Annotated in this window: 13 protein-coding genes; 8 read left to right on the plus strand and 5 right to left on the minus strand. The window is 71.0% G+C overall.

What is annotated here, in order from left to right:
* Nucleotides 1-37: 37 nt before the first annotated feature.
* From B2363_RS15500 to B2363_RS15535, 8 genes are all read left to right on the plus strand, one after another.
* Nucleotides 38-1,603, plus strand: coding sequence for an ABC transporter ATP-binding protein (locus B2363_RS15500; RefSeq protein ID WP_286931296.1), 1,566 nt, complete (start codon nucleotides 38-40; stop codon nucleotides 1,601-1,603).
* Entirely contained in the window at nucleotides 1,600-2,700 is a 1,101-nt protein-coding gene (locus B2363_RS15505) for an ABC transporter permease (protein WP_286931298.1), read from the plus strand. Before B2363_RS15500 ends, B2363_RS15505 begins: the two co-directional genes overlap by 4 nt.
* On the plus strand, nucleotides 2,697-3,959 hold the full coding sequence (locus tag B2363_RS15510; RefSeq protein WP_286931300.1) for an ABC transporter permease: 1,263 nt from the start codon (nucleotides 2,697-2,699) through the stop codon (nucleotides 3,957-3,959). The genes B2363_RS15505 and B2363_RS15510 overlap by 4 nt, the downstream gene beginning before the upstream one ends.
* A complete protein-coding gene (locus B2363_RS15515) occupies nucleotides 3,956-4,378 on the plus strand; it encodes a cytidine deaminase (protein ID WP_286931303.1) in 423 nt (140 codons plus the stop codon). The genes B2363_RS15510 and B2363_RS15515 overlap by 4 nt, the downstream gene beginning before the upstream one ends.
* Nucleotides 4,375-5,553, plus strand: a complete 1,179-nt coding sequence (locus B2363_RS15520) for a cytochrome P450 (RefSeq protein ID WP_286931305.1) — start codon at nucleotides 4,375-4,377, stop codon at nucleotides 5,551-5,553. The genes B2363_RS15515 and B2363_RS15520 overlap by 4 nt, the downstream gene beginning before the upstream one ends.
* Complete coding sequence (locus B2363_RS15525; protein ID WP_286931308.1) at nucleotides 5,550-6,836, plus strand: thymidine phosphorylase; 1,287 nt, start codon at nucleotides 5,550-5,552, stop codon at nucleotides 6,834-6,836. The genes B2363_RS15520 and B2363_RS15525 overlap by 4 nt, the downstream gene beginning before the upstream one ends.
* A 73-nt stretch (nucleotides 6,837-6,909) precedes the next feature.
* A complete protein-coding gene (locus B2363_RS15530) occupies nucleotides 6,910-7,365 on the plus strand; it encodes a MaoC family dehydratase (RefSeq protein WP_078700098.1) in 456 nt (151 codons plus the stop codon).
* Nucleotide 7,366: 1 nt separating this feature from the next.
* On the plus strand, nucleotides 7,367-8,446 hold the full coding sequence (locus tag B2363_RS15535) for an adenosine deaminase (protein WP_286931311.1): 1,080 nt from the start codon (nucleotides 7,367-7,369) through the stop codon (nucleotides 8,444-8,446).
* A gap of 226 nt (nucleotides 8,447-8,672) precedes the next feature.
* On the opposite strand, the gene B2363_RS15540 is transcribed toward B2363_RS15535, so the two are convergent.
* From B2363_RS15540 to tkt, 5 genes are read right to left on the minus strand one after another with little or no spacing between them, the layout of a single operon-like run.
* Nucleotides 8,673-9,245 (minus strand): ATP-binding protein, encoded by a 573-nt coding sequence (locus tag B2363_RS15540; protein WP_286931313.1) that lies wholly within the window; start codon nucleotides 9,243-9,245, stop codon nucleotides 8,673-8,675.
* A 24-nt stretch (nucleotides 9,246-9,269) separates the two neighbouring features.
* On the minus strand, nucleotides 9,270-10,124 hold the full coding sequence (locus tag B2363_RS15545; protein ID WP_286931315.1) for an aldehyde dehydrogenase family protein: 855 nt from the start codon (nucleotides 10,122-10,124) through the stop codon (nucleotides 9,270-9,272).
* The gene (locus B2363_RS15550) at nucleotides 10,121-11,560 is read right to left on the minus strand and encodes an aldehyde dehydrogenase family protein (protein ID WP_181752731.1); all 1,440 of its coding nucleotides are present in this window, start codon (nucleotides 11,558-11,560) and stop codon (nucleotides 10,121-10,123) included. Before B2363_RS15550 ends, B2363_RS15545 begins: the two co-directional genes overlap by 4 nt.
* Nucleotides 11,561-11,566: 6 nt before the next feature.
* Complete coding sequence (deoC, locus tag B2363_RS15555; protein WP_286931317.1) at nucleotides 11,567-12,472, minus strand: deoxyribose-phosphate aldolase; 906 nt, start codon at nucleotides 12,470-12,472, stop codon at nucleotides 11,567-11,569.
* Complete coding sequence (gene tkt, locus B2363_RS15560; RefSeq protein WP_286931319.1) at nucleotides 12,469-14,565, minus strand: transketolase; 2,097 nt, start codon at nucleotides 14,563-14,565, stop codon at nucleotides 12,469-12,471. Before tkt ends, deoC begins: the two co-directional genes overlap by 4 nt.
* Nucleotides 14,566-14,567 lie beyond the last annotated feature (2 nt).

Below are 14,567 nucleotides of genomic sequence, written 5' to 3' on the forward strand. Positions count from 1 at the left end.
CATCTTTGGGCCCGCTGAACCACCGAAAGGTGACACCGTGAGCATCACACCGTCCGAATCCGGCACCGACGCCAGCACCTCGTCCGACGTCGTCGTCCGGCTGCGGGGCATCGGCAAGACCTTCCCCGGCGTCATCGCCAACCACGACATCGACATCGACGTCCGTCGTGGCACGATCCACGCGATCGTGGGCGAGAACGGCGCGGGCAAGTCCACGCTGATGAAGATCCTGTACGGCGTGCAGAAGCCCGACTCGGGCACCATCGAGCTCGACGGGAACGCGGTGTCGTTCTCGTCGCCGTCCGACGCGATCGGGCACGGCGTCGGCATGGTGTTCCAGCACTTCATGCTCGCGGACAACCTCACCGTGCTCGAGAACGTCGTCCTCGGCGCCGAGAAGCTGCACGGCATCGGCGACCGCGCGCGGCAGGCGATCCGTGAGCTCTCCGACACCTACGGCCTCGGTATCCATCCCGACGACCTCGTCGACGACCTCGGCGTGGGTGCCCGTCAGCGCATCGAGATCCTCAAGGTGCTCTACCGCGGTGCGCGGATCATCATCCTCGACGAGCCCACCGCGGTCCTGGTGCCCCAGGAGGTCGACGAGCTGTTCGACAACCTGCGCGAGCTCAAGTCCGAGGGCCTGGCCGTCATCTTCATCTCCCACAAGCTCGACGAGGTGCTGTCGGTCGCCGACACGGTCACCGTGATCCGCCGTGGCACCACCGTCGACTCCGTCCCCGCCGCCAGCGTCACCGCGCGCCAGCTGGCCGAGCTGATGGTCGGCTCCGAGCTGCCCAGCCCGAGCACGGAGCTCTCCACCGTCACCGACGTCGAGGTGCTCGAGGTCGTCGACCTCGGCCTGCCCGACCCGCGCGGCGGCCGTCCCCTGCTGGACGGCATCTCCTTCAAGATCCACCGCGGCGAGATCCTGGGCATCGCCGGCGTCGAGGGCAACGGCCAGGCCGAGCTCGTCGAGGCCATCATGGGCATGCGCCAGGAGACGAGCGGGCACGTCGAGCTCGACGACGCCGACATCGCCGACTGGTCCACCCGGCGACGTCGCGAGGCCGGCATCGGGTACATCCCGGAGGATCGCCACCGCCAGGGCCTGCTGCTGGACGCCCCCCTGTGGGAGAACCGCGTGCTCGGCCACCAGACGCGCGAGCCGAACATCTCCGGCCCCTTCATCGACCGGCGCGGCGCCCGCAAGGACACCGACCGCATCGTCGAGGAGTACGACGTGCGCACGCCCGGCATCGACACCCTCGCCCGCGCACTCTCCGGCGGCAACCAGCAGAAGCTGATCGTCGGCCGCGAGATGAGCAGCGAGCCGAGCCTGCTGATCGCGGCGCACCCCACCCGCGGCGTCGACGTCGGCGCGCAGGCCGCGATCTGGGACCACATCAAGCGCGCCCGCCGCAACGGCCTGGCGGTGCTGCTGATCTCGGCCGACCTCGACGAGCTGATCGGCCTGTCCGACACGATCGCGGTGCTGCTGCGCGGTCGCATCGTCGGCACGTTCGATCCCAGCGACGTCACCCCCCAGCAACTCGGCTCGGCCATGACCGGTGCCACCGACGAGGATGAGGAGTCCGCATGAGGACAGAGTCGCGACTGACGAAGGTCGGGCTCGCGCTGGCCGCGCCGATCCTGGCGCTGGTCACCGCCTTCCTCATCACGAGCCTGGTGCTGATCCTGGCCGGTGACGACTGGCTCGGGGTCTGGAGCCAGATCCTCAGCTGGCCCAACAACCGCACGATGGTGAACATCCTGAACTCCGCCACGGTGTACTACCTGTCGGCGGTCGCGGTGGCCATCGGCTTCCGGATGAACCTGTTCAACATCGGCGTCGACGGCCAGTACCGCATCGCGTCCTTCGCGGCCGCGTGGGTCGCCGGCGAGGCGTGGCTGCCGGGCTTCCTCAACATCGCGCTGGCGATCGTCGCGGGCATGTTCGTGGGTGCCATGTGGGCCGGCATCGCGGGCCTGCTGCGCGTCACTCGCGGCGTCTCCGAGGTCATCTCGACGATCATGCTGAACGCCATCGCCACGGCCGTGGTCGCCTACCTGCTGCGCAAGGTCGCCGTGCGCGAGGAGGGCAGCAACATCATCTCCACGAAGCCGCTGCCCGAGAGCAGCCGGATCCCCGGCATCCCGTTCCTCGGCGGCGAGGTCTACGGCTTCATCGTCGTGGCAGTCATCGTCGGCATCGTCTACTGGGTGCTGATCAACCGCACCCGCTTCGGCTTCGACCTGCGTGCGGCCGGCCAGTCCGAGAGCGCCGCGGTCGCCTCCGGCATCAACGTCAAGAAGATGATCCTGGTGACGATGCTGCTCTCGGGCGCCATCGCGGGCCTGGTCGGCATGCCGCTGCTGTTCGGCCAGGACTACGCCTACGGCTCCACGTTCCAGTCGGGCCTGGGCTTCGCCGGCATCGCGATCGCGCTGCTGGGCCGCAACCACCCGGTCGGCATCGCCATCGGCGCGCTGCTGTTCGCGTTCCTCGACCAGCAGTCGAACCCGCTGCAGATCCTGCTCGACGTCTCACCCGACATCGTCAAGGTCACCCAGGGCGTCATCGTGCTGACCGTGGTCATCGCCTACGAGGTCGTCCGTCGCTACGGCGTCCGCCTCGAGCAGCGTCAGGTGGCGGCCGCCCTGGACCCGCAGTTCCAGCAGGAAGGAGCGTCGGCATGAGTGTCGCGACCGATCCCGTGACCAACGTCCACGGCACGCCCCAGGGGCGGAACCGTCTGACCTGGCCCTGGCTGCTGATCGGCATCGCCGGCGTCCTGGTGATCATGTCGCTGCTGCGGATCATCACCGGCGTCGACGACCTCAGCTCCTCGGGCACGATCCGCGCCACCCTGATCGCCGCCGTCCCGATCGGCCTGGCCGGTCTCGGCGGCCTGTGGTCGGAGCGCGCGGGCGTGGTCAACATCGGCCTCGAGGGCATGATGATCCTCGGCACCTTCGGTGCAGGCTACTTCGGCTACTTCTACGGTCCGTGGCAGGGCGTCGTCGGCGCCATCCTGCTGGGCGCCGCCGGCGGCCTGCTGCACGCGGTGGCCACCGTCTACTTCGGCGTCGACCACATCGTCTCGGGCGTCTCGATCAACATCATCGCCGCGGGCGCGGTCCAGTACCTCGCGGGAATGGCCTTCTCCGGCGTCCCCGGCGGCGGCCAGACCCAGTCCCCGCCGATCGACCGGCTGCCGAGCATCACGATCTCCGGCCTCTCCGAACCGCTGGGCGAGATCGAGCAGGAGAACTGGTTCTTCGTCTCCGAGTTCGCTGCCGTGCTGCGAGCGTTCGTCACCAACATGTCCTCCCTGACGCTCATCGCGATCGGCCTCTTCGTGCTCACGTGGTGGGTGCTGTGGCGCACCGCGTTCGGCCTGCGCCTGCGCTCGGTCGGCGAGTCACCCGGGGCCGCCGAGTCGCTCGGCGTGAACGTCTACCGCTACAAGTTCATCGCCGTGATCGCCTCCGGCGGCCTGGCCGGACTCGCGGGCGGCTTCCTGGCGCTCGTCGCGGCCAACGCCTTCCGCGACGGCCAGACCGGAGGCCGCGGCTACATCGGCCTGGCGGCCATGATCTTCGGCAACTGGCGCCCCGGCGGCCTGTTCGCCGGCGCCACGCTGTTCGGCTACACCGACACGCTGCGCCTGCGCGGTGGCGGCGAGACCGTCCACGCGCTGCTGCTGCTCGTGGCCGTGTTCCTGGTGATGCTGGCGATCTGGCAGTGGCGCCAGCACGGCCGCCGCTCCGCGCTGATCGCCGCCATCCTGGGCGTCATCGTGGCCGGCATCTTCTTTGCCAGTGACGAGATCCCCAACGAGCTCGCCACCATGACGCCGTACGTCACCACGCTGCTCGTCCTCGCCGTCTTCAGCCAGAACCTGAGGATGCCGGCGGCCGACGGCAAGATCTACCGGAAGGGCAGTGTCGGATGACCGGCTTCGGCTTCACCCCGCCCGAGGCTCCTGTCGACTGGGACGCTCTCACCAATTACGCGGTCGAGGTCATGAACCGCGCCTACGCGCCGTACTCGAAGTACAAGGTCGGCGCGGCCGGCCTCGTCGACGACGGCCGCGTCGTGCTGGGCTGCAACGTCGAGAACGCGGCCTACGGTGTCGCGCTGTGCGCGGAGTGCGGCATGGTCTCGGCGCTGCACTCCACCGGAGGCGGCAAGCTGCGTGCGGTCGTCTGCGTCGACGGCCAGGGGCGCCCGGTCATGCCGTGCGGCCGGTGCCGACAATTGCTGTGGGAGAACGGCGGCCCCGAGTGCCAGCTGTTGACCACCTCGGGCGTGAAGCCCATGACCGAGGTGCTTCCCGACGCCTTCGACGTGACGGACCTGAACGACACATGAGCACGCTGACCACCTTCGACCCCACCGACGCCGACTTCCTGCGCGATCCCTACCCGGCCCTGGCCGACCTGCGGCGGCGCGGACCGCTCGTGTGGCACGAGCCGTGGTCGACGTGGCTGGCCACCGATCACGCCACCGTGGGCGCCGTGCTGAAGAACCGCGCGTTCGGCCGGCTGTGGCACGACTGGGAGCCGGTCGAGGAGATGGAGCCGTTCAACGCGCTCCACCGCAACCAGCTGATGGAGAACGAGCCGCCCGCCCACACGCGGATGCGGCGCCTGCTCACCGGTGCCTTCGGGCGCGGCCACGTCGAGCGGATGCGCCCGCGCATCGAGTCGCTCGCCGCCGAGATGATCGCAGCGCTGCCCGAGCAGTTCGACGTGCTCGCCGACTACGCCGAGCCGATGCCCGTCTACGTCATCTGCGACCTGCTGGGCGTGCCGCGCGAGGACCACGAGGACCTGCGCCGCTGGAGCCAGGCGATCGTGCACATGTACGAGAAGGACATCGACGACGCCACCAAGGCCGAGGCCATCGAGGCGAGCACCGCCTTCTCCGACTACGTGCGCGAGGTCATCGCGATGCGCCGTGCGGCGCCGGGGGAGGACCTCGTGAGCGACCTCATCGCCGAGACCGACGCCGGCAAGGGCTTCTCCGACGACGAGCTCGTCGCCACGGTGGTGCTGCTGCTCAACGCCGGCCACGAGGCCAGCGTCAACACGTTCGGCAACGGCCTGCATGCGCTGCTGACCCACCGCGACCAGCTCGCGCGCGTCACGAGCGGCGAGGTGCCGATCGAGATCGCCCTCGAGGAGCTCATCCGGTTCGACGCTCCGCTGCAGCTGTTCGAGCGCACCGCCACGAAGGACGTCGAGGTCGCCGGGCAGCTCGTCACGGCGGGCCAGAAGGTCGCCTGCCTCATGGGCTCGGCCAACCGCGACGCCGAGGTCTTCGTCGACGCCGACACGTTCGACGTGGGCCGCGACCCGAACCCGCACGTCGGGTTCGGGCTGGGCATCCACTTCTGCCTCGGCGCCCCGCTGGCGCGCCTCGAGCTGAGCATCACCCTGCGGGCGCTGCTCGACCGTTTCCCCGACCTCGCCCTCGTGGGCGAGTCCCCGCGCCGCCCCACGTGGGTCCTGCGCGGCTACGAGAGCATCGAGGTGTCTGCATGACCGAGCCGTTCGCCCCCACCGAGGTCATCGTCGCGAAGCGGGACGGTCACGAGCTGACGGACGACCAGATCGACTGGGTCGTCGACGCCTACACGCGCGGCGTCGTGGCGTCCGAGCAGATGTCGGCGCTCGCGATGGCGATCCTGCTGAACGGCATGAACCGTCGTGAGATCGCGCGCTGGACCGCCGCGATGATCGCCACGGGCGAGCGGATGGACTTCTCGTCGCTGTCGCGCCCCACGGCCGACAAGCACAGCACCGGCGGCGTGGGCGACAAGATCACCCTGCCGCTGGCCCCGCTCGTGGCGGCGTGCGGCGTGGCCGTGCCCCAGCTCTCGGGTCGCGGCCTGGGCCACACCGGCGGCACCCTCGACAAGCTCGAGTCCATCCCGGGCTGGCGGGCGGCGCTCTCGAACGACGAGATGATGACCCAGCTCGAGGACCTCGGTGCGGTCATCTGCGCCGCAGGCTCGGGGCTGGCACCGGCCGACAAGAAGCTCTACGCCCTGCGCGACATCACGGGCACGGTGGAGGCGATCCCGCTGATCGCCAGCTCGATCATGAGCAAGAAGATCGCCGAGGGCACGGGCGCGCTCGTGCTGGACGTCAAGGTCGGCTCGGGCGCCTTCATGAAAAGCCAAGATCAGGGGCGGGAGTTGGCTGAGGTCATGGTCCAGCTCGGGACCGACGCCGGCGTGAACACGGTGGCGCTGCTGACCGACATGTCGGTCCCGCTGGGCCTCACGGCGGGCAACGCCCTCGAGGTGCGCGAGTCGGTGGAGGTCCTCGCCGGCGGCGGCCCCGCCGACGTCGTCGAGCTCACGGTCGCCCTCGCCCGCGAGATGCTCCAGGCCGCGGGCGTCCACGACGTCGACCCGGCCGACGCGCTGGCCGACGGCCGCGCGATGGACGCCTGGAAGGCCATGATCCGGGCGCAGGACGGCGATCCCGACGCCGAGCTGCCGACCGCCCGCGAGACCGAGGTGGTCACGGCCACGTCCGACGGCGTCCTCACCTCGCTCGACGCGTACGCGGTGGGCGTGGCGGCGTGGCGTCTGGGCGCCGGCCGCTCCCGGCCGGGCGAGTCCGTCCAGGCCGGCGCGGGCGTGGAGCTCCACGCCAAGCCCGGCGACACGGTGCGCGCCGGCCAGCCGCTGCTGACCCTGCACACCGACACCCCCGAGCGATTCGGCCGGGCCCACGAGGCGCTGGAAGGCGCCTGGGCGATCGGCGAGACCGCTCCCCAGCCGTCCCCCATCGTCCTCGACCGCATCGGCGGCTGAGGGCGCTTCACGACGATCCCACCTGAGGTGTGGGTCAGGAGGTGTCCCAGTTGGACACGATAGGTTCGGAAGCATGCGCATCCTGAATGACAGAGCCGAGATCGCCGCGTCCTCCGGGACGGAGCTGGGAGTCAGCTCGTGGACCGAGATCCACCAGGACCGCATCGACATGTTCGCCGACGCGACGGGCGACCGGCAGTGGATCCACGTCGATCCCGAGCGTGCGGCCGAGGGGCCGTTCGGTGCGACCGTCGCGCACGGCTACCTCACCCTCTCGCTGCTGCCGTTCCTGGGCGCGCAGGTCTACGCCTTCGCCGGCGACCGCGCCCGCGTCAACTACGGACTCAACCGCGTGCGCTTCATGGCGCCGGTCCTCGTGGGCTCGAAGGTCCGCAACCGGGTCGAGGTGCTGGAGGTGCGCGACATTGAGAAGGGCCAGCAGGTGACCCTGCAGCACACCGTCGAGATCGAGGGCAGCGAGAAGCCGGCGTGCATCGCCGAGACCGTCACGCTGCTGATGGACGCCTGACGTGAGGGCCACGCCGGAGCAGATCGCCGCCGCCCCCAAGGTCGCGCTCCACGAGCACCTCGACGGGGGAGTGCGTCCCGAGACCGTCGCCGAGATCGCTCTCGAGATCGGCCATGACCTGCCGGCCGCGCCGGAGGACCTCGGGGCCTGGTTCGAGGAGGCGTCGTCGTCGGGCTCGCTCGTGCGCTACCTCGAGACCTTCCAGCACACGGTCGGCGTCATGCAGCGCCCCGAGGACCTGGCCCGCGTCGCGCGCGAGGCCGTCCTCGACCTCGCGGCCGACGGCGTCGTCTATGCCGAGCTGCGATGGGCCCCCGAGCAGCACCAGAACGCCGGGCTCTCCATCGAGGAGGCCGTCGAGGCGGTGCAGGCCGGTATCGACGAGGGCGTCGCGCAGGTCCAGTCCGGTGGGCGCGCGATGGTGGTGGGCCAGCTGCTCACCGCGATGCGGCACGCCTCGCGCGGCATGGAGATCGCCAAGGTCACCGTCGACTACCGCGACCGTGGCGTGCTCGGCTTCGACATCGCCGGTGCCGAGGACGGCTTCCCGCCGATCCTGCACCTCGAGGCGTTCGAGTACCTGCGCCGCGAGAACATGCACTTCACGATCCACGCGGGGGAGGCCTTCGGGCTGCCCTCGATCTGGCAGGCCGTGCAGCGCTGCGGCGCCGACCGGCTGGGGCACGGCGTGCGGATCGTCGACGACATCGACTTCTCCGGTACGCCCTCGCTGGGACGGCTGGCGGCGTACATCCGCGACCGCCGCATCCCGCTGGAGATGTGCCCCTCGTCGAACCTGCAGACGGGTGCGGTCGCGGGGATGGAGTCGATCGCCGACCACCCCATCGGCCCGCTGGCCGAGCTGGGCTTCCGGGTCACGATCAACAGCGACAACCGACTGATGAGCGGCACGTCGATCGGCCGCGAGATGAACCTGCTGACCGACGCCTTCGGCTACAGCCTCGGCGACCTGCGCTGGTTCACCGTCAACGCGATGAAGAGTGCCTTCCTCCCGTTCGACGAGCGCCTCGTGCTGATCAACGACGTCATCAAGCCCGGCTATGCGGCGCTGGGGAACTGAGTCGCCTGCAGGCTGATCTCGATACGCCGCTCGCTGCGCTCGCGTGCTACTCGATCACCGGCGGTCGGCACCGGCGGGCTGATCTCGATACGCCGCTCGCTGCGCTCGCGTGCTACTCGATCACCGATGGTCGGCACCCGGACGGATCTCGATCACCGGTGGTCGGCACCCGGTGATCGAGTGACGGCGAGCGCAGCGAGACGTCGTATCGAGATCAGGGAGCCCTTCAGCGGGCGGTGAGGTAGCGGTAGGCCCTGCGCGGGTGCATGGGCGTGCAGCCGGCGGCCACGGCCGCGGCGATGATGCGGGGCTGGTCCTTCATCAGCCGCCAGCCGCGGCGCACCAGCGTCATCGGTGGCTTGCGCGACTCGCGCAGGTCGCGCACGAGACGGAGCGCGAAGACCACCGGGCGCGGCCGCGTGAGGCAGATCGCCGCGTCGAGCACGCCGGCCTCGCGGCACGGCGCCACCATGTCGGTGGCGAACAGGCCCTCGGCGATGAAGCGGTCGCCCGTGAGCACCACCTCGCGCATGCCCACCGCTCGGCTGACCGAGATGTCGTAGACCGGCACCTGCGTGCGGCCCTCACGGCACAGCTCCTCGATGGCCGCCATCGCCGCGTCGAGGTCCCACGACCGCACGTCGTCCCAGTCGGGGATCCCGAGCGTGCTCAGGGGCAGGCGCGGGTGGTCCACCGGGTGGTAGAAGTCGTCGAGCCGCAGCACCGTCCACCCGAGTCGCTCGGACAGGTGGGACTTCCCCGCACCGGACGGGCCGGCCAGGATCACGACGTGCGGCATGGGCTCGAGCGTATCGAGACGGGGTCAGACGCCGATCGGGTGCCAGACCGTCTTGTGCTCCAGGAACGGGGTGATCCGCGCGAGCGACTGGGCCGTCGGCGTGCCCGGACGCAGGACGCGCTTGAGGTTCACCGCGGCCTCGGCCTCGAGGTCGCGCGCCACGTCGGGGTCGACGACGCCCGTCAGGTCGAGGGCGTTGACGTCGAGGTGGGAGGCGATCCACGGCCCGATCTCGGCGATGTCACCCGTAAGGATGTTCACCACGCCACCGGGCACGTCGGAGGTCGACAGGATCTCCGACAGCGTGATCGCCGGCAGGGGACGCTCGTACGACGAGACGACGACGGAGGTGTTGCCCGAGAGCAGCACGGGGGCGAGCACCTCGACGAGACCGAGCAGCGAGGAGTCCTGCGGCGCCGCGATCGCCACGACGCCCGTGGGCTCGGGCGACGTCAGGTTGAAGAACGGGCCGTTGACCTGGTTGGCGTTGCCGGTGACCTGCGAGACCTTGTCGGCCCAGCCGGCGTACCAGACCCACGTGTCCACGGCGGCATCCACGATCGCGGTGGCGCGACGCTCGTTCACGCCCTCCGCGGCACGGACCTCGGCGACCAGCTGGTCGCGGCGGCCCTCCAGCACCTCGGCCACGCGGTAGAGGATCTGGCCGCGGTTGTACGGCGTGCGCTTCGACCAGCCGCCGAACGCCTTGCGGGCGGCGCCCACCGCGTCGCGGGCGTCCTTGCGCGAGGCCTTCGAGGCGTTCGCCAGGAACTTGCCGCGCGACGAGCTCACCTCGTAGGTGCGGCCGGACTCCGAACGGGGGAACGCCCCGCCGATGAACAGCTTGTAGGTCTTCCGGACATCCAGGCGATCGGTCATCGTGCACCCTCCAGGTAGGAGGCCAGCCCGTGGCGGCCACCCTCGCGGCCGTAGCCGGACTCCTTGTACCCGCCGAACGGAGAGGCGGGATCGAACTGGTTGAACGTGTTGGCCCACACCACGCCGGCGCGCAGCTGGTCGGCCATCGCGAGGATCCGCGAGCCCTTCTCGGTCCACACACCGGCGGACAGGCCGTAGGGCGTGTTGTTGGCCTTCTCGACCGCCTCGGCGGGCGTGCGGAAGGTCAGCACCGACAGGACGGGCCCGAAGATCTCCTCGCGCGCGATCCGGTGGGCCTGCGTGACGCCGGTAAAGATGGTCGGCGCGTACCAGAACCCGCGCTCGGGCAGCTCGCACGGAGCGCTCCAGCGGGCGGCGCCCTCGTCGTCGCCGGTGGCTGCCAGGTCGCGGATGCGGCCCAGCTGCTCGGCGGAGTTGATCGCGCCCACGTCGGTGTTCTTGTCGAGCGGATCGCCCAGACGCAGCGTGGCCATGCGGGCCTTGAGCCGGTCGAGGACCTCCTCGGCGACGCTCTCCTGCACGAGCAGGCGCGAGCCGGCGCAGCACACGTGACCCTGGTTGAAGAAGATGCCGCGGACGATGCCCTCGATGGCCTGGTCCATCGGCGCGTCCTCGAACACGATGTTGGCGGCCTTGCCGCCGAGCTCGAGGGTGAGGCGCTTGTCGGTGCCGGCCACCGTGCGGGCGATCTCGCGACCGACGGGCGTGGAGCCGGTGAAGGCCACCTTGTTCACGTCGGGGTGCGCGACCAGCAGGCGACCGGTCTCGCCGGCGCCGGTGACGATGTTGACGACGCCCGGGGGCAGTTCGGCCTGGCGGCACACGTCGGCGAACAGCAGCGCCGAGAGCGGCGTGGTCTCGGCGGGCTTCAGCACCACCGTGTTGCCGGCGGCCAGCGCGGGCGCGACCTTCCACGCGAGCATGAGCAGCGGGAAGTTCCACGGGATGACCTGGGCGGCCACGCCGAGGGAGCGGGGGTTCGGGCCGAGGCCGGCGTGGTCGAGCTTGTCGGCCCAGCCGGCGTTGTAGAAGAACCACTGCGAGACCAAGGGCACGTCGACGTCGCGCGACTCCTTGATCGGCTTGCCGTTGTCGAGCGTCTCCAGGACCGCGAACTCACGGCTGCGCTCGGCCAGGATCCGCGCGATGCGGAACAGGTACTTGGCGCGCTCGCGGCCGGGCATCGGGCCCCACACGCGGTCGTGGGCCCGGCGCGCGGCACGGACGGCGCGGTCGACGTCGGCCTCGTCGGCCTCGGCGACTTCGGCGAGGACCTCCTCGGTGGCGGGGTTGACAGTCTTGAACGCGGTGCCGCCGCCGTCGGTGAACTCACCGTCGATGAACAGGCCGTAGCTGGCGGCGAGGTCGACGATGGAGCGCGACTCCGGCGCGGGTGCGTATTCGAACTTGGGCATGTCGGATCAGTCCAGGGTCACGTAGTCGGGGCCGGAGTAGCGGCCGGTGAGCATCTTCTGGCGTTGCATGAGCAGGTCGTTGAGCAGCGACGACGCCCCGAAGCGGAACCAGTCCGGGTCGAGCCAGTCCTCGCCGGCGACCTCGTTGACGACGACCAGGTACTTGATCGCGTCCTTGGAGGTGCGGATGCCACCCGCGGGCTTGACGCCCACCTGGCGGCCGGTGGCGATCCGGTAGTCGCGGACGGCCTCGAGCATGAGCAGCGTGGTGGGCAGCGTCGCGGCGGGCTGGACCTTGCCGGTGCTGGTCTTGATGAAGTCGGCGCCGGCGTCCATCGCCAGCCACGAGGCACGGCGGATGTTGTCGTACGTCTGCAGCTCGCCGGTCTCGAGGATCACCTTGAGGTGGGCGCTGCCGGCGGCCTCCTTGACGGCCACGATCTGCTCGTGGACCTTCGCGAGGTCGCCCGAGAGGAAGGCGCCACGGTCGATGACCATGTCGATCTCGTCGGCGCCCGCGGCCACGGCGGCGGCGGTGTCGGCCAGCTTGACCTCCAGCGGAGCGCGGCCCGAGGGGAACGCGGTGGCGACGGCCGCGACGTGCAGGCGGTCGCCCACGACCTCACGGACGAACGGCACCATGTCGGGGTAGACGCACACGGCGGCTGCGGCGGGGCACGACGGATCTGTGGGGTCGGGGCGCAGGGCCTTGGTGGCCAGCGCCCGCACCTTGCCGGGGCTGTCGGCGCCCTCGAGCGTGGTGAGGTCGACCATCGAGATCGCGAGGTCGATCGCCCACTGCTTGGACGTCGTCTTGATCGAGCGGGTGGCCAGCTGCGCGGCACGCGCCTCAAGGCCGACCTGGTCGACTCCGGGCAGGCGGTCCAGTCCCGCGGTCAGGGTCTTCGTCATCGGGCGTTCCTCTCCTTCTCGTCCGAGCGGACCGAGGCGATGCTGCGGTGCACCGCAGCCACGACGGCCTCGGCGGTGATGCCGCGCTCGGCGAGCACGAGATCACCGGCTCCGCTCGCACCGAACTCCTCGACACTCACTATCTCACCGTTCGTGCCGACGTAGCGGTGCCAGCCGGTGCCGGTGCCGGCCTCGACGCTGACGCGCGCCGTGACGGCCCGGGGCAGGACGGACTCGCGGTAGGCGAGGTCCTGCTCCTCGAACCACTCGAGGCACGGGGCCGAGACGACGCGGACGCCGATGCCCTCGCTCGCGAGGGTGTCGCGGGCCTGCAGGGCCAGGCCGACCTCCGAGCCCGTGGCGACGATGATCGCGTCGGGCGTGGTGGTGGCGTCGGCCAGTACGTAGGCGCCGCGCACGGCGCCCTCGCCGGCGGGAACGGCGTCGCCGACGACCGGGACGCCCTGGCGGCTCAGCACCAGCGCGGTGGGGCGGTCGCTGCCCAGGGCGCGCGACCACGCGTCGACGGTCTCGACCCAGTCGGCGGGGCGGACCACGTCGAGGCCGGGGATCGCGCGGTGCGCCCACAGGTGCTCCACCGGCTGGTGCGTCGGGCCGTCCTCGCCGACGCCGACCGAGTCGTGCGTCCAGACGTAGGTGACGGGCAGGCCCATCAGGGCGGCGAGGCGCACGGAAGGCTTCATGTAGTCGGAGAAGACGAAGAACGTCGCGCCGAACGGGTGCGAGTACCCGGCGAGGGCGATGCCGTTGAGCACCGCGCCCATCGCGTGCTCGCGGATGCCGAAGTGGACGAGCGTGCCGTCGGGGCCGCCGGGCCACTCGTCGCCCGCGTAGCCGGGGGGCGTGAAGCTGCGGGCGTCCTTGATGGCGACGTTGTTGGTCTCGGCGAGGTCAGCGGAGCCGCCCCAGAGCCACGGCAGCTCGGCGGAGATCTCGTTGAGGACCGCGCCGCTGGCGATGCGGGTGGCGGCCTTCTGCGGCTGGGCGCGCAGGGCGGCGAGTCCCTCACGGGCGGCGGGCGTGACGTCGCGGTCGCGCATCCGGTCGTGCAGGGCGGCCTGCTCGGGGTGGGCGGTACGCCACGCGTCGAAGCGGCCCTGCCACTCCTCACGATCCGCGGCGCCGCGCTCGCGCACACGGCGGGCGTGGTCGAGCGCCTCCTGCGGCATCGCGAAGAACTGCTCGGGGTCGAGTCCGAGGGCGACCTTCGTGGCCGCGACCTCGTCCTCGCCGGGGGCACCCGAGTGGGCGCCGGCGGTGCCGCCGACGGTGGGCATCGGGTGGCCGATGCGGGTGCGCAGGCGGATGAAGACCGGACGGTCGGTCACGGCGAGGGCGGCGTCGTAGCCGGCGCGGATCGCGGCGGGGTCCTCGGCGTCCTCGATCTCGACCACGGCCCAGCCGTAGGAGCGGTAGCGCCCCACGACGTCCTCGGTGAAGGCGATCGCGGTGTCGCCCTCGATGGAGATCCGGTTGTCGTCCCAGACGAGGATCAGTCCGTCGAGGCCGAGCGTGCCGGCGAGCGAGGAGGCCTCCTGCGAGACGCCCTCGGAGAGACAGCCGTCACCGGCGACGCACCAGGTGCGGTACCGGAACAGGCCGGCATCGGGCTCGACGTCCGGCTCCAGCAGGGCGTGCACGCGGCGCGCCGACATCGCCAGGCCGACGGCGTTGCCGACACCTTGGCCGAGCGGGCCGGTGGTGGTCTCGACGCCGGGGGTGTGACCCCACTCCGGGTGGCCCGGGGTGAGGCTGCCGAGCGCCCGCGCCTTCTTGAGGTCGTCGAGCTCGAGGCCGTAGCCGCTCAGGTAGTGCTGCAGGTACAGCGAGAGGCTCGTGTGACCGGCCGAGAGGACGAACCGGTCGCGGCCCTCCCAGTCGGGTCGCGCCGGGTCGTGGCGCAGGTACTCCTGGAACAGGACGTACAGCGCGGGCGTCAGGCTGACGGCGGTGCCGGCGTGCCCGTTGCCCTTCGCCTGGACGACGTCGAGAGGGAGGATGCGCGCGTGGCGCACCGCCTCGAGGTCGAGGGGATCGCGCCAGCCGGTGGGGGAGATGTCGGTGTTCGCCACGG

It is taken from the genome of Aeromicrobium sp. UBA7512 (assembly GCF_002476985.1).
Taxonomy (GTDB): Bacteria; Actinomycetota; Actinomycetes; order Propionibacteriales; family Nocardioidaceae; genus Aeromicrobium; species Aeromicrobium phoceense.

Coding starts and splice junctions, on each gene's coding strand:
- B2363_RS15505 (WP_286931298.1), top strand. CDS start 1,600: ATGAGGACAGAGTCGCGACTGACGAAGGTCGGGCTCGCGCTGGCCGCG.
- B2363_RS15510 (WP_286931300.1), top strand. CDS start 2,697: ATGAGTGTCGCGACCGATCCCGTGACCAACGTCCACGGCACGCCCCAG.
- B2363_RS15515 (WP_286931303.1), top strand. CDS start 3,956: ATGACCGGCTTCGGCTTCACCCCGCCCGAGGCTCCTGTCGACTGGGAC.
- B2363_RS15520 (WP_286931305.1), top strand. CDS start 4,375: ATGAGCACGCTGACCACCTTCGACCCCACCGACGCCGACTTCCTGCGC.
- B2363_RS15525 (WP_286931308.1), top strand. CDS start 5,550: ATGACCGAGCCGTTCGCCCCCACCGAGGTCATCGTCGCGAAGCGGGAC.
- B2363_RS15530 (WP_078700098.1), top strand. CDS start 6,910: ATGCGCATCCTGAATGACAGAGCCGAGATCGCCGCGTCCTCCGGGACG.
- B2363_RS15540 (WP_286931313.1), bottom strand. CDS start 9,245: ATGCCGCACGTCGTGATCCTGGCCGGCCCGTCCGGTGCGGGGAAGTCC.
- B2363_RS15545 (WP_286931315.1), bottom strand. CDS start 10,124: ATGACCGATCGCCTGGATGTCCGGAAGACCTACAAGCTGTTCATCGGC.
- B2363_RS15550 (WP_181752731.1), bottom strand. CDS start 11,560: ATGCCCAAGTTCGAATACGCACCCGCGCCGGAGTCGCGCTCCATCGTC.
- deoC (WP_286931317.1), bottom strand. CDS start 12,472: ATGACGAAGACCCTGACCGCGGGACTGGACCGCCTGCCCGGAGTCGAC.